This is a genomic window from Bradyrhizobium sp. Crot121 (assembly GCF_059512385.1).
Genome location: NZ_JCAMOR010000007.1, coordinates 103,241 through 121,835 on the forward strand (window position 1 = coordinate 103,241; position 18,595 = coordinate 121,835).

Below are 18,595 nucleotides of genomic sequence, written 5' to 3' on the forward strand. Positions count from 1 at the left end.
CATGTGACAGGTTGGATCGCCTGGACCAAGGCGGCCACGATCGAAGCGAGCCTTGCGACCGAAGACGGCACGTTAACGAGCCTTCTCGAGCCCAATTCATTTCATCCCTTGGCCAGCAGGGACGTTCAGGCGACCGCCTTTCTCGTTAGGCGGCCACCATCCAGGACCCCTCAGACGCTGACATTGAAATTCGACGGCGAGATCTTCCAGATCCGGCGGCTCGCCCCCAACCAGTCTCCGCAGGCGCGGGTCCGAGCACACGCGCGTCCCTCCGCTCGGCCAAGGCCTCGCACCTCCGCCCCCACCGTCATCGTTCCTGTCTATCGCGACGTCCAAGCAACGATCGACTGCTTTGAAAGCCTCGTTAAGGCAAGAGCTTCGCGCGCGTCAAGAAAAGAGCCGTTCCGCATTCTAGCCGTCGATGATGCCAGCCCCGAGGTGGAGTTGCGACGCTATCTCCAAGAGCTTGCTGCGGCCAACACGATCGACCTCGTTGTGAACGCGGTAAACCTTGGCTTCGTCGGAGCGATCAATCGTGCGCTGGAGGAGGCGCCGACGGGCGACGTCGTGTTGCTGAACTCCGATACCGTCGTAGCACCCGGCTTTGTTGATCGATTGGCGACGGTGGCGCGTTCGGCACCGAATATCGGGACGGTCACGCCGCTTTCCAATAACGGCGATATCTTTTCGTTCCCGATGCCGAATGACGTCAATCCGATGCCGAGCTATGAGCAAATACTCGAGATCGATCGTATCGCGGGCATTTTCGGCGCCGGCGATGCAATCGACGTCCCAAGCGGCATCGGGTTTTGTCTCTATATCACGCGCGCCTGTCTCGATGCCGTAGGCGGGCTGTCGGAAACGTTTGAGCGCGGCTATCTCGAAGATGTCGATCTCTGCCTTCGCGCGCGCGCCAAGGGCTTTCGCAATGTTTGCGCGCCGTCGGTCTATGTCGGGCATCACGGCTCTAAATCCTTCCAGCACGAGAAGCGAAGCCTGGTGCTTCGCAACCTGGGCGTTCTGGACCAGCGATTCCCAAACCATCGGAACGAATGCCGCGCGTTTGAGAGCGCCGATCCGCTACGACCAGCGCGCGCAGCACTCGAGCGCACGCTGCCCTGGTCGTCAGAACCGTCCATGCTGATCGTCGGCAATCAACGCTCCTGCGCAGCCATAGCTGAGGAGCGAGCGCGCCACCTCCGGCGGCATGGCGAGCGCGTGCTTCTGCTCTTGCGAGAGCGCGATGTCTTCCATCTCAAGGCCGCGGACGGCACGAGCCCGCAATCGATTCATTTGAGGCTCGGCACGGAAACGGACATCGCCGACGCCGCCGAACTCCTTAGACGGCTGCATGCAAAACGCGTCGACATCGTCGAGCCGAATCCGTTGCCGGAACTGATCGATCTGATGCGGGCACTCAACCTTCCGCTCAATTTCTGGCTGGTGAGAGGAAACCTTGGCGAAGCGGCCGTCTCGCTTCCCGGCGGGACGCCCCTCCTCGTTCCCAGCAAAGCGGCCAAGGCTTTTGCCCAGGCTCGGTGGCCCAAACGCAACATTGTCCTCCAGGATTGGCCAACTCCCTCGCTCGACCTGCCACCGTTTTCGGGCTCGCGAAAATCGCTTGTCATCGTTCCCTCTGCGCCCTCGCCCGTATCCTTGCGCATCATGCGGAGCCTGGCGGATTGCCTGCAACGGCGGGAACCATCCCGATCGATCGTTATCGCGGGCACAACTTGTGACGACGATCGCCTGATGTCGTACCCAAATGTCTTCATAACCGGCGCGGTTGCAGCCGACGAGCTCGGCGATATTCTGGCACCGCACGATCCGGGCTGGCTGCTCACCGATTTCGAAGAACCAATATTCGGCCATCCTCTGATTGAGACTGCAAAGCAAGCTTTAAGACCTGTCGCATATCGCGACTGGTCGGGCGGATCACTCACCCCCCGCAAAGGCGACCTTGCCCTTCCTGCCAATGCAGACGAGGCAGGACTTGTCGATGCAGTGGTCGATTGGGTCGAACGATCATGAGCATCGCGCGCGTCACCCGCACCGCACCGGCGGCCAAACCGAAACTGATCAGCCGGCTCGCGCTCGCTCACGACAGTACGGTATCGGGCTTCGTGTTCGATCCTGAGGCTCCGGAGCGCCGGTTCACCGTCGATATCCTGCTCGATGGTCTGGTCCTGAGAACGACCTACGCCGATTCCCTCGTCATGGAGCTCTTTGAGCAAGGACTAGACGGCGCTTACGGATTTGCGGTGACGCTCGAACCGAATCTGCTCCAAGCCGCGAGCGTCCTTGAGGCACGCCTCGCCAATCTCGGAACCCCCGTCGGCCATCCTATCGACCTGGAGAATGACAGCGCACTTGTCGATCTTCGACCGACCAGCGAATTGCGCTGGCTGGGTGGTTTGCATTTCGAAGGCTGGATCGACAGCGAAATCGTCGCCACCCTTGAAGCGATCGTCGATGGAGAAACCGTCGCACAGGTCCGCGCGACGGCCTGGACGCACATCGGCGACAATGCCAACGGGCAAGGATCCCGCAACGCCCGCGCTTTCGATTTCCATGTCCCGCAGCGCTTCGCCGACGGACGTGTCCATAGGATTGGATTGCGCAAAGAGGACGGCGAGCAGGTCCCGGCAACGGCAGTCTTTGTCGCGTTTCCCGATGGCCTTGCCAGAATGATTGACGCGATCGGAGGGCACGGCGCCGAGCGCCTCCGCGGCAAATTATACGATCAGCTCATTCCGGCCTCCCTGCCCCTGGCCGACTATGCGAATTGGCGCGATCGCTTCCCGTTGCCAGAACCGCAGACGAGCCGGCTTCAACTGGCCGTCGTTATCGCCGGCACCGCCGGAGCTCAGGAAACACTCTCCACCCTGGAAACGCAGAGCCACGGGACCTGGACCGCAGGCGTGATCGATGGTCAGCCGCTTTCCGTCGACAGCGAGGTCCTCCTGGAGTTTCTTGAAGACGCCGCATCCGATGCGCAACACGTCGTCATCACCATGGCGGGCATGTCGCTCGAACCGAACGCGCTGGCTCGCATCGCAGCCGCATTCGACGCCTATCCGGATGCTACGGCCGTGTACGGCGATCTTGACTTCCTCGCCGACGATGGCCGGCTGTGGCCGCTCGCCTTTCCGGCGTTCGACTACGAGAGGATGCTCGAGCAAGGGTATTGTGCACACCTGTTCGCGGTCCGACGAGAAGCGCTGCTTGCCGGGCTTGAGGCTCGTCCCGACAATCTCTATCGACTTTTCAACTGCCTGCTCGACCATACCGATCCACGACAGGCGAACATCCTGCACTTGCCGGGAGCCTTGGCGACGCTACCGAAATTCAATCGGGTGAATGCCGCCTCTCGGCTTTCCGCCGCGAGCCACATGCATCTGCGCGCGCGCAGCATCGGGGCGGAGGTGAGCCAGCAGCAAGGCAATCTCTTCCCCGCGGTCCGAATCAAACGGCCGATCGCGCACGAGCAGGCGACCGTGATCATCCCGACCCGCGACCGCCTCTCGTTGTTGCGCACCTGCCTTGACAGCATTGCGCCGGCGGTCGAGCGCTGCCGTGCCGATATCCTCGTCGTCGATAATGATAGCGCCGACCCGGAGACGATCGACTATTTCGCAGATCTGCGCCGACGCGGCATCCGGACTTTGCGGATTGAGGGGCCGTTCAACTTCGCACGGCTCAACAATCAAGCCGCCACGATGCTCGACAGTGACGTCTTATGTCTGCTCAACAACGATATCGAGGCAAGCTCGGACGACTGGTTTGAGGAGATGCTGACGCGGCTGGCCGAACCGAACGTCGGTGCCGTCGGCGCGCTCTTAACCTGGCCCGGCGGCGTTGTGCAGCATGGCGGCGTCGTCTTGGGAATGAACTTCGCGGCGACCCACGCATACACCGATAGATTTGGCGATGATCCCGGTTTTGTTGATCAGCTACTCGTCGCGCACGAATGCAGTGCGCTAACCGCGGCCTGCCTCGTGACCCGACGAAACGACTATCTTGCCGTCGGCGGAATGGACGAAGCTCGCTTCGCAGTCGCATTTAACGATGTCGACTATTGTCTCCGCCTGCGCCAAACCGGAAAGCGCATTGTCTTCACGCCGCACGCGAAGCTGGTCCACGCCGAATCCGCCAGCCGAGGCAAGGACGATCGGGCGGATCGCCGAGACCGGTTCGAGCGTGAGCTCAGTCTGCTTCGCGCGCGCTGGGGCGAGTTGCTCAATGACGACCCGACCTACAATCCGCAGCTCTCACGCGATGGAATCCCCTATAGCGGCCTGGCTTGGCCCCCGGGACCGCGCGACCCCAGGTTCAACAATCTTCCTCCTGCACGCGACATACCGCCAGGATTTTAGCGGCATCGCAGGCCACAGCATCAAGCTCGCCTAGAGCGTGATGACTTTTCTTCGAATCGTCCTCCCGCTCTAGCTCTTTGTTTGAGCGTGATCTTTTTCGGAAAACCGGTCTCCACTTTTCCGGATCACGCTCTAACCGCCGCCCCGACGACGTCGGCGAAAGGATATTGCCCTTTGCACGGACGGGTCGGACGGCGGCCGTCTTGTCTCGATCAACGTTGAGGCTTCAACAAATCCTACGCCACCTCGACGGCAGTTTGGCTGGCGCCGATCGCTTGCACCCGGGCGGCAAGCATAATGCGCGTCCGAACAGGCACCTGACGCTGCGACTTCGCGCGCGGGTATGGCAACTCTCTGACCGATTTACCGTTTGGATAAAGGGCTTCGTGCTCGGCCCAATTGTCGAAATGCGACCGCTCGATGTTGTCGACGAACGTCTCGGCCGGCGTGCTCTCGGCGAAAATCAACGAGTGATCCTCGACCTCCACATGATAATAGGCGAAGGTCGTCGGTACATTGTGCTCACGGACGATGGACGTGCCGTTGACTAGCGCGCTCGCCTGAATCAGAGCACCATCGACGAGGACCGCATGGTCCGGCGAAATCAGGAGATCCCGGGAGGGCACGCCCTCAGCCAGTGCGCCGGCCTTGATGCGGATCGGCAGGACGCGCATCTTATCGGCGAACCTCGTCGAAACCGTCTGAATGCCGAGCCAGTCGACCGTCGCCACTCCACCATCCTGAGTTAAGACCTGGTCACCGCGCGTCAAAGTCTCGACAGGTACTTCGCCAGCCGGCGTGCCAATCAGAGTACCGGCCATGAAACAGATGGTCGTACTGCCGCTGGTAATGGTCACATCACCGTTATGCCCGTTCAGCTTGCCCGAATACTGGGTGTCGGTCAAAAAAAACGAACGTCCATCGCCGTCCAGGATAATAATCCCGCTGATCGTGTTGCCGTGATCCTGAACGGTCGCTGCGCCAACGAAAGTGTATTTTCCCGTCTCAAGATCACCCAAATCGGCGCCAATCTTCGCGACCTTGATCTTGTCGCCGGCAAAGATCTCACCGCCGTTCGGATCTTTGACCTTCACGCCGCCTGCCACGTAATCCACAAAATCGGTCTTCGGATTGGCATCGTCAATTCGGTAGCTCGCCTTACCGCCGTAGGCCAATGCATAGGCGTAGTGAAACGTCTCGCTAGTCGCCATCGAACCCCTCACTCTGAATGTTATGGATAAGTTAACATTATAAAAACACGTTAGCGTTCCGATAACCTTTGCGCAATCCGGAAAGGGGCCGCTGAGACGGTTCGGCAAAATATTGCGATAATCTGCAAATTCGCTTATCGATCATCACTGATAATATTAGCTTTGAAAGATAATTTGGAATGATGATTAGATCGTACCGGTGGAAGCCAGCCGGTGATCAGGAAGAAGCGCAGACATGGCTCGCCACCTACCATCCCATTTATGTAAGTAATAAAGTCCCCCTCCTTGGCCCCGGAGGATCGCAAGAGATTTGGGCCGGTCGAATCTTTGTGCTTAGCCAGACTAGCTGCGCGCATGCCGAGCTGGTCCGGGGGGCAACGGCGGTCTCAGGCCGCGCAGTCGATCACTTCGCCCTCCAAGTCGTGATGGGCGGCTTTGTTGAAATGCATCATCATGGAGGCACGGTGACTGCCCGCGCCGGGGATTTGCTTTTGTTGGACCTTCAGGCGCCGGTTCGGCTCATCCGCGGCACCGATAACGGTCCCAGTGCTGACCTGACGCTCTGGATACCACGAGCGAGCCTGCCGGCGAAGTTCGCGGATCTGACCGCCAGACATGGCACGCTGGCCAAGGCAGCCGCCCCGGGCGCCTCCGTGGTCTCCGCAGCCTTGCAGGCCATGCTTGCACAGGTCCACCTTGTCACTGCCGCGGAGATGGATGAAATCGCGTCGGGCATTGCGTTGCTGGCGGTACAGATACTGACCTTGGAGGCGAGACGCAATTCAGCCGTTGAGCCTTCGGATTCGCTGCCTCTCGACAGCTTTGTCATCATCAGTCGCTACATTGAGAATCATCTTGCCGCGAAGGACCTGAGCGCCGACAGTCTGGTCAAGACGTTCGGCCTATCCCGAGCCTCTTTATATCGTCTCTTTGAACCAACTGGCGGTGTTGCATCCTACATCCGCGCACGCCGCCTCGCCCGCGTTCAACAGGAGATCACGGCTGGGGGACTCGGCAACAGACGGATAGCCCCGATCGCCTACCGCTACGGATTTCGTAGCATTCCCGCATTCAATCGGGCCTTTAAGAGCACGTACGGCCAAACGCCCCGCGAGGCGCTCACGGCGAAACGATCAAGCCTACCCTCCCCCGCTGGTTCGTCTCACGCGTTGGGACAACTTGCGCAATGGCTCTTGGACGTTTCGTGACAATCTTGCCGCGATAAATCCGGCCGTTGACAATTCCTCTTTGCGGGACGACGACTGCAGCAATAGCCCGCGCAACCGATGTCGGTTCATCTACGCCAGCGGATAATGAATTGCGTCGCCCTCCACGATTAAGCCGTCTTTTTGAGCTGCTTTTAACAAACGGTCGTTGTTGTTTTAGCCGCCCGATCGTAGGCATGCACCCGTCGTTTAGCTGATTATCTGTCGCTTTTCTGTCATGTTCGATCTTGAAGACCGTTTCGCTTGGCTGATGCGCTCGATCTGTCCAATTCAAACGCTGGAGTCACACCCAGCATGAATGACGGACAGCCGGCAAAAATGCTTATCGAGCAAGGCCGGCGAATTCGAGCGACGGGTGATCGCACAGCTTCACTCGCCGCATTCCTCAGGGCGACGGAGAGCGACCCTTCCAACGTCATTGCAACCGTTGAAAGCGGCTATGATCACCTGCATCTGGCACAGATCCCTCAGGCCCGCTCCATGTTCGAGCGCTCGCTCGCGCTGGATCCAGATAACAAGCCGGCCTTGATCGGCCTCGGTCATACCCTGCGACATCTGCGGGAGTTCGAAGGTGCCGCACAATCGTTCCAGCGAGTCCTGCAACTTGAGCCTGGCCATGCCGGTGCCAACGAAGGACTAGGCTATGCACTGAAATCCTTGGGCAGGAACGAGGATGCGCTCGCAGCATTCCAGGCTGCAGCCCGCGCCAATCCGAGAGACATCAGACCACATATTGAAGTTGCGCACATGCTGCGCGATCTCGACCGCAACGAGGAGGCCGTCACCGCGCTGCGTGATATAGTCGCGCAAGACCCCAATAACACTGCCCATCTGTTGACGCTTGCGCGTTTGTTGCGGCAAACTGGCGCGGCAGTCGAAGCACTCGACACTTTCCGAAAGCTTGCGGAACTCGATTCCGCCAATCTCGGCTTCAGAATCGAGCTTGGGCATCTTCTTCGTGAAACCGACCTCATCGACGAGGCGCGGGACGTCCTTGAAAAGGTTCTGCAGGAGGCGCCTCTCAATATCAGCGCGCTGAATGCTCTCGGGTGGACGCATCGCAAGGCAAATTCCCTTGAAGCTGCCCAGGTCTGCTTCGAGAAAATTCTTGAGATCGAACCAACCAATGTCGGAGCCTTGCACGCGCTCGGTCTCGTCGAACGGCAGCGCGGCCGCCATGAAAATGCGCTCGTGCTGTTTGCTCGCGCGAAGGAAGTCAGCCCAAAGGCCTTCCATATTCGCCTCGAGGTTTGTCACTGCCTTCAGAACTTGAAACGCTTCGGCGATGCCATCGTCGAATTCAGAGAGGTTCTGCGCGAGTGGCCCCGAAGCCGCGAAGCTCATCTTGGCCTCGGTTATGCCATGCGCGCTTCCGGCAACGTCGAGCAGGCACTGGACGCATTCGACGAAGCCGCCTGCGATGATCTCTCCCACCCAAACGGCTTGATCGAAGCGGGACATACTCTGCTCCGTCTTGGTCGACCAGCCGAGGCCGAGCAGCGGTTTCGCGGCGCGCTCGATCGATCACCAGGCAACGCGGCCGCGTTGGTCGGTCTGAGCTATGCCCTCCGCCGCCTTGGGCGCGCCGGCGAGGCGGAAGAAGCTTTACGTCAAGCTCTTCGCCGGGAGCCTGGCAATCACGGTGCGCGTATCGCGCTGGCGCACCTTTTGGAGGCTGGATACCGCCTCGAAGAAGCCGCCGAACTTTTGCTAGAACTCATCTCCAGACTGCCGGAGCATGCCGAGGGTCTCGCCGCGCTGGGCAATATCCGTCGGCGTCAGGGCGATCGCGAGCAGGCTTTGGTGTTTTTCCGCCGAGCTTCGAAGGCGGATCCGACGAATATATCTCGCCTGACCGACATCGCGATCGAGCTTCGCGATGTCGGGCGGTTCGAAGACGCCGAAATGCTGCTCGATAAAGTCCTCGCCGTCAGTCGGGCCGATGCGCGGGCATTGCTGCAGCGCGGGCAACTGCTGCGTCGCCAGGAACGCCGATCTGAGGCTCTTGCCGCCTTTTCGGAGTTGCTGAGGCTTGACCCAAACAGTGCGCAGGCGATGGTCGAAGCTGCCGCCGAAGAGCGTGCCCTTGGCCGCCCGGATGTCGCCAGGCAATGGCTGGAAAAGGCATTGGATATCGAAGTCGATCACCTCGACGCGCTGCTTGCTCTGGCCGACATCGCCTTGCAGAGTAACGATGCCGATACGGCGCTTGCGCTGTATCGGCGGGCTGGCAAGTCGCATCCGACAAGCGTCTGGGCTCGGCTGGGGGAAGCGCGCGTCTGCTTTGAGCTTGGCGAGCGCGATCGGGCGTTCCAGGTCGTGACGGCGGCGCGCGAGTGCCTTGGCCCTCACCCTGAAATTGCGGGCGTCGAGGTTGAGCTTCTCAGGCATATGCGCGACTGGACGAGGGCCCAGGAAGTGCTCGATGACGCGCTCGCCGAAGCACCGCGGCCGAATTTCTGGTTGTGGTCCCACAAAGTGCAGATTGCAACGATGACCGGCCAGTACGACGCTGCCGCGCGTCTCCTGCAAGAGGCGCCGGCATCGGACACCGTCGCTGAGGCCCGCGTGGCCCTGCTCGGCGGACAGCTTGCCGAGGCGCAGTTCCGCTACGAAGAGGCGATTTCGCTTTACCAGCAGTCGATCCGTTTGAATTCCGGAGATGCCTGGTCGCACTTCGAGCTCGCCCGCGCCGCCCTCATGAATCTCGACGTCGATGTCGCCCGTGCCGCGCTCGGCGCCTTCATCCAAGTCAGCCAATCGTCATTGTTGCTGCGCGGGCAGTCGCTCAGCCCATCGCAGAACCATGTCGGCCAGCTGCTCGATGAATTTCTGCTCGATAGTGAGGCTCTGGCGACGCTGCGTCGCATCCGCCTTCGTCCGCCCGATTCGCAATTCGAACCGTTGAGGGAATTGATCAGGCAACACCCGGACTATACGCCCGCAGCGATCATCGCCGCGATCGCGCTGCGCCAGACCGGCCAGTTTCAGCAGGAAGCAACTGTCCAAAGCTCCCTGAAACGTACCATTCCCTCTACGATCGCGCAGTTCTGGGATGTTACGCCCCCGGAGGATGTCCGCGACCTAATGAAGTCATGGCAAGAGCTTCATCCGACGTATCAGTGGACATGTTTTGACGACCAGAAGGCGGTTGCGTTCCTGAACGAACATTACGGACGCGAGATCGTGGACGCCTATTTCCGCGCGCCATTCCCTGCACAAAAGGCGGACATCTTCCGTCTGGCATTCCTGGTTGCTCGTGGCGGAATCTATGCCGACGCGGACGATCGTTGCCTGATGCCGGTCGACAGCTTCATTCGGCCCGATGCGACGCTGGTTGTTCATCAGGAAAATTACGGTTCCATCGGCAACAACTTCATCGCGGCAACGCCGGAGCATCCGGTTCTGGCTCGGGCGCTGGAGCTTGCTGCGGCGGCTATACGCCGCGGTGATCGCGACCTCATCTGGCTATCGACCGGTCCCGGACTGTTGACTCGTGCGTTTGCTCAAGAGTGGGCGGCGCAGCGGCCGGTCGGCCTACTCAGAAGAACGCAGGTGATGAACCTCGGAGAGCTGCAGCGCTCGGTCGGAATCCACTGCCCGGTCCGCTACAAGTCGACCGAACTGCACTGGAGCCGATCGGCCTTCGCACAGAAGGCCCTCCGCCGGCGAGGGTAAATCAGTCGTCAGCGGCTCGCCGGTGCTTGTAGCTTGACCGCGAACTCCTCGAGCTCCGCTGTCAAGGCATCCTGCCAAGCCGGCGTGGTCACTCCAAACCGATTTTTCAGCCGCGACAAATCGAGCCGAGAGTTACCGGGCCGCTTGGCCTTGGTCGGGAAATCGGCGGTCGCGATCGGAACGATGGTCTCCACGGCGAGCTCCACACCGCGCGACTTCAGGCCGGCGACGATGGCGCTCGCGAAGCCATGCCAACTGGTCTCGCCGGTGCAGACAAGGTTAACCACACCACTGTTGCGCACAAGCAGCCCGTTCAAGTCCGAGAGGTTTGGCAGCACGATGCCGGCGATCGCGTCGGCAATCGCGCTCGCCGACGTCGGGGCGCCGATCTGGTCGGCGACGATGCGCAGCTCTTTGCGCTCGCCGGCCAGCCGCGCGATCGTGCGCAGGAAGTTGGCTCCCCGGGCGGCATAGACCCAGGACGTGCGCGCGATCAGATGCGGCCCGCCGGCCGACTGGATCGCCGCGTCGCCGGCCAGCTTGCTGGCGCCATAGACTGAGAGCGGGTTCGTGGGACTGTCCTCGCGCCACGGCTTGTCGCCAGAGCCGTCGAAGACATAGTCGGTGGAGAAATGCACGAGCGGCACGCGATGCTGTGCCGCCCATTTCGCGATCATCTCCGGCGCCTTGGCGTTGACGAGGAAGGCGAGTTCGCGTTCGTCTTCGGCGCGATCCACCGCGGTATAGGCGGCAGGGTTGATGATGAGATCTGGTCGGAAACTGTCGAGCCTCTCAGCGAGCGTCTCAGGCTTAGATAGGTCAAACTCCGCGCGGGGCGGCGCGATGGTCGTGCCATGCTTCGCCAGCAGCGGCAGCAATGCGCCGCCCACCTGGCCATTGGTGCCCGTCAACAATATCCGCATCAGATTTGCCCATAGACTGGAAGGTTTTCCACGTCGGCTAACAGCGGTGCCACGGCGTCCTTGGCCGACAAAGACGGCTTTTCGACGCCCCAGTTGATGCCAATCGCAGGATCGTCCCAGCGGATCGAGACCTCATCCTTGGGACTGTAAAGATCGTCGCATTTGTAGAAAAAGTCGGCGGTTTCGGAGAGAACGACAAAGCCGTGCGCGAAGCCACGGGGGACCCAGAGCTGTCGCCTGTTCTCTTCGCTCAATTCGACGGCAACATGGCGTCCAAAATTCGGGCTGCCGACCCGCACGTCGACGGCGACATCCAGCACCTTGCCGCGTAGCGCGGTGACTAGTTTGCCCTGCGTAACCGGATTCTGCAGATGCAGCCCGCGCAGCACGCCAAAGCTCGAGCGTGACATGTTGTCCTGCACGAAAGGCCGCGCGATCCCGTGCTCGGCGTACCGGAAGGACTGATAAGTTTCGACGAAAAAGCCGCGCTGATCGCCGAACAGCTTGGGTTCGATGATGAGGACTTCGGGAAGCTCGGTCTGGATGACATTCATTTTACAACACTTCGAAATTGCTGGCTCACGATGCTATCACTGCATTGATAACAACCTTGTGCACTTCACATTATATGTTATGTTTTGTGATAGCAAAACGTGAGGGGCTATGAAGGGCATTATCCTCGCCGGCGGGACGGGCTCGCGCCTTTACCCAGTGACGACGGTCGTATCAAAGCAGCTTCTGCCGGTCTTCGACAAGCCGATGATCTATTATCCGCTGTCGACGCTGATGTTAGGCGGAATTCGGGACATTTTGATCATTTCGACGCCGCAAGACAAGCCGCTGTTTCAGCGGCTGCTCGGTGACGGCGGCGAGATCGGCTTGCGCTTCGCCTATGCCACGCAGGAGACGCCCCGTGGGCTTGCGGACGCATTCATCGTAGGCCGCGACTTCATAGGCTCGGACTCGGTCGCGCTTGTGTTAGGCGATAACATTTTCTACGGGCACGGATTGCCGGAGATGCTGTCTGCCGCTTCGTCCCGCAACCAGGGCGCGACCGTGTTCGGCTATATCGTCAATACGCCCGAGCAATACGGGGTGGTTGAGCTCGATCACACCGGCCGCGCGCTCTCGATCGAAGAGAAGCCGAAACAGCCGAAGTCGAACGTAGCCGTCACTGGGCTATACTTTTATGACAACGACGTCGTCGAGATCGCGGCTCGGATCAAGCCGTCGGCCCGCGGCGAGATCGAGATCACCGACGTCAATAACGCCTATCTCGAGCGCGGTGATCTCTATGTCGAGGTGCTCGGCCGCGGCTTTGCCTGGCTCGATACCGGTACGCATTCCTCGCTGGTCGAGGCGAGCCATTTCGTCCAGATCCTTGAGCAACGCCAGGGTTTGCGCATCGCCTGCCCCGAAGAGATCGCGCTGCGCCAGGGCTATATCTCGCTTCAAGCGTTCGAGAAGGTCGCCGAGAAGACCGCGAAAAGCAGCTACGGCGAGTATCTGAAGTCCGTTGCCCGCTCGTATCAGGGCTGATTCCACTGCATGGAGGCGATAGATCATGCGCTTTAAGGGCTCGACTATTTTTGTCACCGGCGGCGCCGGCTTCATTGGTTCAGCCGTGGTGCGTCATCTCCTGCGAGACAGTCACGCCCGCGTGGTCAACATCGACAAGCTCACCTATGCTGCCAATCTCGACTCGCTGCCGGCAGCGAAAGAGAACCTGAACCACGCCTTCGAGAAGCAATGCATTTGCGATGGCGCGGGGCTCCGCCGCCTGTTCGAGAAATACCAGCCCGACGCGGTGATGAACCTCGCCGCCGAGAGCCATGTCGACCGCTCGATCGACGGCCCCGGCGAATTCATCCAGACCAACATCGTCGGCACCTTCACCATCCTGCAGGAAGCGCTGCGCCATTGGCGCACGCTCTCGCCCGAGAAGCGTGCGGGCTTCCGCTTCCTCCACATCTCGACTGACGAGGTGTTCGGCTCGCTCGGCGATGAGGGCTTCTTCACGGAGACGACGGCCTATTCGCCAAACTCGCCCTACTCCGCGAGTAAAGCCTCCTCCGACCATCTGGTGCGCGCCTGGCGCGAGACCTACGATTTGCCGACACTGATCACCAACTGCTCGAACAATTACGGCCCCTATCACTTCCCGGAAAAGCTGATTCCGCACATGATCATCAAAGGCTTGGCCGGCGAGCCCCTGCCGGTCTATGGCGACGGAAAGAACATCCGCGACTGGCTCTATGTCGAGGACCACGCGAAGGCGCTGACGCTGGTGCTCGAGCACGGCGCGGTCGGCGAGACCTACAATGTCGGCGGCCGCAACGAGCGCAGCAACCTGCATGTGGTCGAAACCATCTGCGATCTCCTCGACGAGATCGCACCGCGCGCACAAGGTGCCCGCCGTGACCTGATCACCTTCGTCGCCGATCGCCCCGGCCACGACCGCCGCTATGCCATCGATGCTTCCAAGCTGGAACGTGATCTCGGCTGGCGCGCGGAAGAGAATTTCGAGAGCGGCATCGCCAAGACCGTGCACTGGTACATCGACCAGCAACCGTGGTGGCGCGGGATTTTGGAACGGGGATATCAAGCCAAGCGGGTCGGGTTGAGCCTGTCGGCAACAGCACACTGAATCGTAGAACTCCATTCCAGCGATCCTATTGATCGGGCTCGCATGGAGCAACGGGACATACAATGCAACTTGCGATGGATAGTCACGAACAGAGCCTGTTCAAGAGCTTTCTGAATCTGTCCGACCGGTATCTGGAGTTTGGATCAGGTGGCAGCACGTGGCTGGCTTCCCAGATGAGAAAAGAGTGGGTCATTTCGATTGACTCATCTCAGGAGTGGCTTGCCAACGTCGCCAATGCAACGAAGGATTGCCCTACAAAACCTGATTTGGTTTACATCGACATCGGCAAGCTTCGAGAGTGGGGGTTTCCGGCAGACCGGGAACGAGAGAGCTCATGGCCCCAGTATCACGAGAGCATCTGGCAAAGGCCCGAAAGTCGCAACGCTGACCTCTACTTCATCGATGGCCGATTCCGGGTCGCTTGCTTTACGCAATGCCTTCTTCACTCGCCGCCAGGGACGTTCATCGCGATACACGATTTTGCCAGTCGACCCCAATACCATGTAGTCAGGCAGATCGCTCGGGAAGTCGCCCGAGCGAACAACATGTCGGTCTTTCAAAGGCCGCTTCAACTCGACAGCGAACGAGCCCAGCAGCTACTCCAGAGGCATCGCCTCGACCCGCAGTGACCGGCTCGCCCTACAGCATGTTCGGTTCTGATTGAATCAGAGCCGAAGCTCTGGACTTCTGTTCAGACGCCTCGCGCGACCCGGTATCAACTTCGCTCGAAAGCGCTCTAAGCCTTAGCAGGGTCACCCGGTCCAAATCGTCGAGCCGCGCCCATTTGATGGGGTGGCTCTCCTCGATCAAAAGGCCGGCGTTGCGCGCATACTCCGAAAACAGATCAAACGTCATATGGTTACGCGCGTGGGGATTTGCCCCATAGCTGGTGGTGTTCGGTGCGTCGTAGTTGGAGTGGTGATAGAGAGCCATCCCCCCTGGCGCAAGAACACGTGCCGTTTCCTTGAGATAGTTCTCAACGAGATCAGGGCTAAAATGCACCATTGCGTCATAGCAATAGATCGCAGTCATCGAATTATTCGGAACGCCGCTAAACTCGTAGCCATTGTTCTTGAGATAAGAGACATTCCGATGATGCGCCAATCGGCTCTTGCAAAACTCGATATTCTCTTCATGTATGTCGACAACGAGCAGCGAACCGCATTGAGACGCGATTTGCTCCGCATGCCGACCGCGACCGCAAGCCAGTTCAATCACCGTAGTAAGATCGAGACGAGAAAACAGCTTCGAAAAAATCGTCTCAGGATTCCAAAAAATCGTCTTGGTCCAACGCTCTGCATCGTCGTAGTAGGCACTCTCCTTCCAGGCGTGACCTATTTTCTCAGCGGAAACGTCCAGGCTCGATCTATCGGACATTGTTTTTCTCTACTGGTTCACTGAATGACACGGTGCCGAGCAGCTCATGGACGCCGGACGTCGAATTCAACCAGTCCGTGGCGCTGCTGCGACGTTAAGTTCCTCCCGTCCGGTCAGACATATAACATATATAACATACAGAAGTTTCCCAGCCAACCAGCGATCAGGAGGATGAGTGCTGTGCCAGGCCAAGCGCGATGATGTCCGCCGGTGAGTTAACAAACGAGAGAAGCATCTCCTTTTCGCTGCTGCCGGGAAATTCCAGCCGGCCATCCGGACCGAACTTGACAAACCCGCGCACGTACCTCTTGCCAGCCCCGTCCGCATTTCTCAATTCGAGTATTTCCCTCAAATAGAGAACGATGTTCGGATCCGTTGCTTGCGAAATTCGGTCGTGTATGCGCTCGACACTTTCATCGAGCTCGACGATCACGCGGCGCTGCCGGAGCTTGTTGATATTCGACATCAATCTCTGCTCACGGTGAACGCGGTTGCGATGTTGCACCACGAGCGAGCCGCACCGCGCCGGCAAGAGACCGCATTCGCGCGCCTGAATGTTATGGTTGATGAATGCGTTTCTCAGCGACGATGCCTTGAGTAGCGGCTTCCCCCACTTCACGCCGTCAAGCAGGATCTTGTTGTCTTCGCCGATCCAATATCTGGTTGCATCCCAGGCGACGTTCGGGAGCCAGGTGCCACAAAGGAAATCTCCTTCCGCCTCTCCGAGCTGCCTGGAGAGACGATCGGCTATATTGGTATCGTAGTGGCCACTGCCATCTATCCAGTGCAGGAACTCATCGGTATCGAGAAAGATGAAGAAGCGACAGGACTCCGCCAGAGCCCGATACAACTCCGGATTCTTGTCAACAAAGTGCAGATTGTTGTGGTGACCCGAGAAGTTGTAGATGAGCAAGTCAGGATGACTGCTTTCGTAGATTTCAAGCACGTGCTCATCGCTGGAATCGTTATCGAAAATGATCAGCGAATCCATGCCGCATATAGGTGCATGGTGCTCGATCCATTCCTTCAAAAGCCAGCGGTCATTTTTTGTCTTTAAAAGGATCTTGAAATCCGACTTGCGCTCCGCGATCGAAGCCGCATTGGATTGTATCTGTTCGTGCCATTTTCTGAGAGGCGAGCTCACCTATAACTCCCAAGAGGACCGTCAACCAACTCGTGACGTAATGAACGAAGGTGCAATTTCAGACTGTCACTGATCGTCACGGTGCAAATCAACCGCCGATACACGTCCGCTCGATCCAAAGTCCGGACCAGTAAAGCGCCTCAAGACCGGTCGGCGCCCGAACGCGGTCTTCCGACGAACGCATCCCTGGTGGACATGGCCATCGCGGCATCTCACTCACCTCGACGTTGCGAGAGCATTGTTGCAGGACTTCCTTTCGATCTCGCTCCCCGGTTCTCACAGGACATCGATCGCTCTTGGCTGCGTCGGGCCAAGTGATCGTTACGCGATCGATCGTCCGATTCCGGCCGGTCGCCTTGCGGAACTCGTCGAGCTTCGCCGTTCCGCCATTCCAGGTTGGAGCAAGCCACCCGCCCTCAGTGAATTCATTCCAAGCATAGACGAGAACACTCCGGAATGGCAAAGGGCCGGGTTGACTTGCGACTGCATGGAAAGCCGACTGAAGCAGTTGTTTCAGATTGTTGTCTCGAGGTGGATCGCACCAGGATTTGACCTGCGGCTCCTTGCCCTCACGAACTCTAACCGAGTCCCGCGGCCGCGGGTCCCATCCAAGCGTAACATTGGGCACGAACGGAAATCCCGCATTGCTCGCACGCCCCCAATAGTTCGAGTTGTTGGCAACGCAATCCGAAAACACATGTTCCCCCGGCCGAGGTGGCGAGAAAGTCGAATAGGCACTAGCCATATCCATGCCGGTTTTGCGCGCCTGCTCGGCTGCAACCGCGGGATCCGGGTATTCAAGAATGAAGAGCAGATTTACTCCCGACTTCTCGTATACACGCTTTTTTATCTGCTGAACGACCCGCCTCGCGGCTTCATCGCTCCCATAGACCGCTCCCCATCCCTTCGGATTCTGCGTAAAGACGAACAAGGGAGCGCTGCCATTTGCAGTACGAACGTAGCCTTTGTCGGCGACGAACGCCGCGATGCTCTCGGATATGTCGGCGACGTCCTGTTCCGGAAAGCTTTGATTGAGCGAGACGGCGAAACGTATGCCCTTCCGATCCTTCAGGCGAAGGTAAGTTGCGAGTGCGCGATTGAGCGCCAACGAATCAGTTACGTTTCGCCCCCACGACCCCGTCTCTGGATAAAAGCCAAATACAAAATAGTCGATCCCCGCTGAGTAGGCATAAGCCACCTCAGCCGTCAGAACATTGTCCATGTCACCCGAGATGGTCAGGTGCCCCTGCTCGTCATAGCGCGCAAAAAAGGGAACGCGATCCTTCCACTCCGGTTGCGCTAGGACCTTCACCTCGGGACTCTTCGAGGTCCAGTTATCCCAGCGAAGAGCGCCGATCAGGACGTCGTCTCCGGCCAACGCCGGCCAACTCATCAACACCACCGAAAGAACGCACACAGCGAGAGCCTGCAAGGAGGCCGAGTTATATCGGGCATTGAGTCGGAGTGATTTCATGCAAATTGACAACCCGGCGACATTACAGATGTGTGACAATCCAGGGCCGCCACACTTCGGAAAAGCGTTTGCGACGCCTTGTCAGGATCGCAGCGCTTTCTTCCACTGTGCTGCATTCTCCTCCTGATCGAGGTTCGGACTTCGTCCTTCCGCACCGCCAATCAAATGAAAATGCTGCTTGGCTGACTTGATCTTTCCTTCGCGAATGGCAGCGGCGACGTCTGGATATTTCTGCGTATACCAGTCCTCGTCAACTTCGGGACCGCCGCCCTGCCGTCCCTCAAAATAGCCAAATCCAATAAAATGCATGTGAGCGCTCTCAATCTCACCACTGCCGAGCGCCTTCGCTACATCCGGGTTCTCTCTCAAATAGCCATCCTCGTCGAAGTCAGCTGACGCCAACGCAATCTGAAGCAACAGCTTGAAAAGTCTGGCAGGTATTTCAACCCGTCCCCCGTTTTCGAAGGTCGCATAATCGATCTTCAGCGAGTTGAGCATCGAAACGGCAGACGGAACGAACATTGATAACCCCAACCTCT

At 59.1% G+C, this 18,595-nt stretch carries 14 protein-coding genes and 1 pseudogene; 8 read left to right on the forward strand and 7 right to left on the reverse strand.

Annotated elements, in window-relative coordinates; translation table 11 throughout:
* Positions 1 to 3: 3 nt before the first annotated feature.
* The 3 genes and pseudogenes from AC5ZGW_RS09725 to AC5ZGW_RS09735 all read left to right on the forward strand — a co-directional run.
* Positions 4 to 918: pseudogene (locus AC5ZGW_RS09725) on the forward strand (glycosyltransferase family 2 protein); the annotation flags it as partial.
* Between the two features lie 219 nt (positions 919 to 1,137).
* Complete coding sequence (locus tag AC5ZGW_RS09730) at positions 1,138 to 2,031, forward strand: hypothetical protein (protein WP_496113910.1); 894 nt, start codon at positions 1,138 to 1,140, stop codon at positions 2,029 to 2,031.
* Positions 2,028 to 4,376 (forward strand): glycosyltransferase family 2 protein, encoded by a 2,349-nt coding sequence (locus tag AC5ZGW_RS09735; protein WP_130223743.1) that lies wholly within the window; start codon positions 2,028 to 2,030, stop codon positions 4,374 to 4,376. The genes AC5ZGW_RS09730 and AC5ZGW_RS09735 overlap by 4 nt, the downstream gene beginning before the upstream one ends.
* A 236-nt stretch (positions 4,377 to 4,612) precedes the next feature.
* On the opposite strand, the gene AC5ZGW_RS09740 is transcribed toward AC5ZGW_RS09735, so the two are convergent.
* Entirely contained in the window at positions 4,613 to 5,587 is a 975-nt protein-coding gene (locus AC5ZGW_RS09740; RefSeq protein ID WP_130223741.1) for a Hint domain-containing protein, read from the reverse strand.
* Between the two features lie 179 nt (positions 5,588 to 5,766).
* On the opposite strand from AC5ZGW_RS09740, the gene AC5ZGW_RS09745 reads away from it, so the two are divergent.
* Together AC5ZGW_RS09745 and AC5ZGW_RS09750 are read left to right on the forward strand one after the other, a co-directional pair.
* Positions 5,767 to 6,795, forward strand: a complete 1,029-nt coding sequence (locus AC5ZGW_RS09745) for a helix-turn-helix domain-containing protein (protein WP_130223739.1) — start codon at positions 5,767 to 5,769, stop codon at positions 6,793 to 6,795.
* 312 nt (positions 6,796 to 7,107) lie between these two features.
* Positions 7,108 to 10,491: a tetratricopeptide repeat protein gene (locus tag AC5ZGW_RS09750; protein WP_130223737.1), complete on the forward strand. Its 3,384-nt coding sequence runs from the start codon at positions 7,108 to 7,110 to the stop codon at positions 10,489 to 10,491.
* 8 nt (positions 10,492 to 10,499) lie between these two features.
* Here the strand turns inward: AC5ZGW_RS09750 and rfbD are convergent, their stop codons facing one another.
* Positions 10,500 to 11,414 carry a dTDP-4-dehydrorhamnose reductase gene (rfbD, locus tag AC5ZGW_RS09755; protein WP_130223735.1) on the reverse strand — a complete coding sequence of 305 codons (915 nt, stop codon included), beginning with the start codon at positions 11,412 to 11,414 and terminating at the stop codon, positions 10,500 to 10,502.
* Complete coding sequence (gene rfbC / locus AC5ZGW_RS09760) at positions 11,414 to 11,968, reverse strand: dTDP-4-dehydrorhamnose 3,5-epimerase (RefSeq protein WP_130223733.1); 555 nt, start codon at positions 11,966 to 11,968, stop codon at positions 11,414 to 11,416. Before rfbC ends, rfbD begins: the two co-directional genes overlap by 1 nt.
* 109 nt (positions 11,969 to 12,077) lie before the next feature.
* On the opposite strand from rfbC, the gene rfbA reads away from it, so the two are divergent.
* The 3 genes from rfbA (at position 12,078) to AC5ZGW_RS09775 (ending at position 14,690) form a co-directional block, all read left to right on the forward strand.
* Positions 12,078 to 12,953, forward strand: coding sequence for a glucose-1-phosphate thymidylyltransferase RfbA (rfbA, locus tag AC5ZGW_RS09765; RefSeq protein WP_130223731.1), 876 nt, complete (start codon positions 12,078 to 12,080; stop codon positions 12,951 to 12,953).
* Between the two features lie 25 nt (positions 12,954 to 12,978).
* Positions 12,979 to 14,061: a dTDP-glucose 4,6-dehydratase gene (gene rfbB, locus AC5ZGW_RS09770; protein ID WP_463326807.1), complete on the forward strand. Its 1,083-nt coding sequence runs from the start codon at positions 12,979 to 12,981 to the stop codon at positions 14,059 to 14,061.
* A 62-nt stretch (positions 14,062 to 14,123) separates the two neighbouring features.
* Positions 14,124 to 14,690 (forward strand): hypothetical protein, encoded by a 567-nt coding sequence (locus AC5ZGW_RS09775; RefSeq protein ID WP_245474660.1) that lies wholly within the window; start codon positions 14,124 to 14,126, stop codon positions 14,688 to 14,690.
* 10 nt (positions 14,691 to 14,700) lie between these two features.
* Here the strand turns inward: AC5ZGW_RS09775 and AC5ZGW_RS09780 are convergent, their stop codons facing one another.
* The 4 genes from AC5ZGW_RS09780 to AC5ZGW_RS09795 all read right to left on the reverse strand — a co-directional run bounded on the left by AC5ZGW_RS09780 (position 14,701) and on the right by AC5ZGW_RS09795 (position 18,578).
* On the reverse strand, positions 14,701 to 15,438 hold the full coding sequence (locus AC5ZGW_RS09780) for a class I SAM-dependent methyltransferase (protein ID WP_028166697.1): 738 nt from the start codon (positions 15,436 to 15,438) through the stop codon (positions 14,701 to 14,703).
* A gap of 163 nt (positions 15,439 to 15,601) precedes the next feature.
* The gene (locus AC5ZGW_RS09785; RefSeq protein ID WP_130225299.1) at positions 15,602 to 16,582 is read right to left on the reverse strand and encodes a glycosyltransferase family protein; all 981 of its coding nucleotides are present in this window, start codon (positions 16,580 to 16,582) and stop codon (positions 15,602 to 15,604) included.
* A gap of 88 nt (positions 16,583 to 16,670) precedes the next feature.
* Positions 16,671 to 17,975, reverse strand: a complete 1,305-nt coding sequence (locus tag AC5ZGW_RS09790) for a glycoside hydrolase family 71/99 protein (protein ID WP_130225300.1) — start codon at positions 17,973 to 17,975, stop codon at positions 16,671 to 16,673.
* A 162-nt stretch (positions 17,976 to 18,137) separates the two neighbouring features.
* The gene (locus tag AC5ZGW_RS09795) at positions 18,138 to 18,578 is read right to left on the reverse strand and encodes a hypothetical protein (RefSeq protein WP_130225301.1); all 441 of its coding nucleotides are present in this window, start codon (positions 18,576 to 18,578) and stop codon (positions 18,138 to 18,140) included.
* Positions 18,579 to 18,595: the final 17 nt, after the last annotated feature.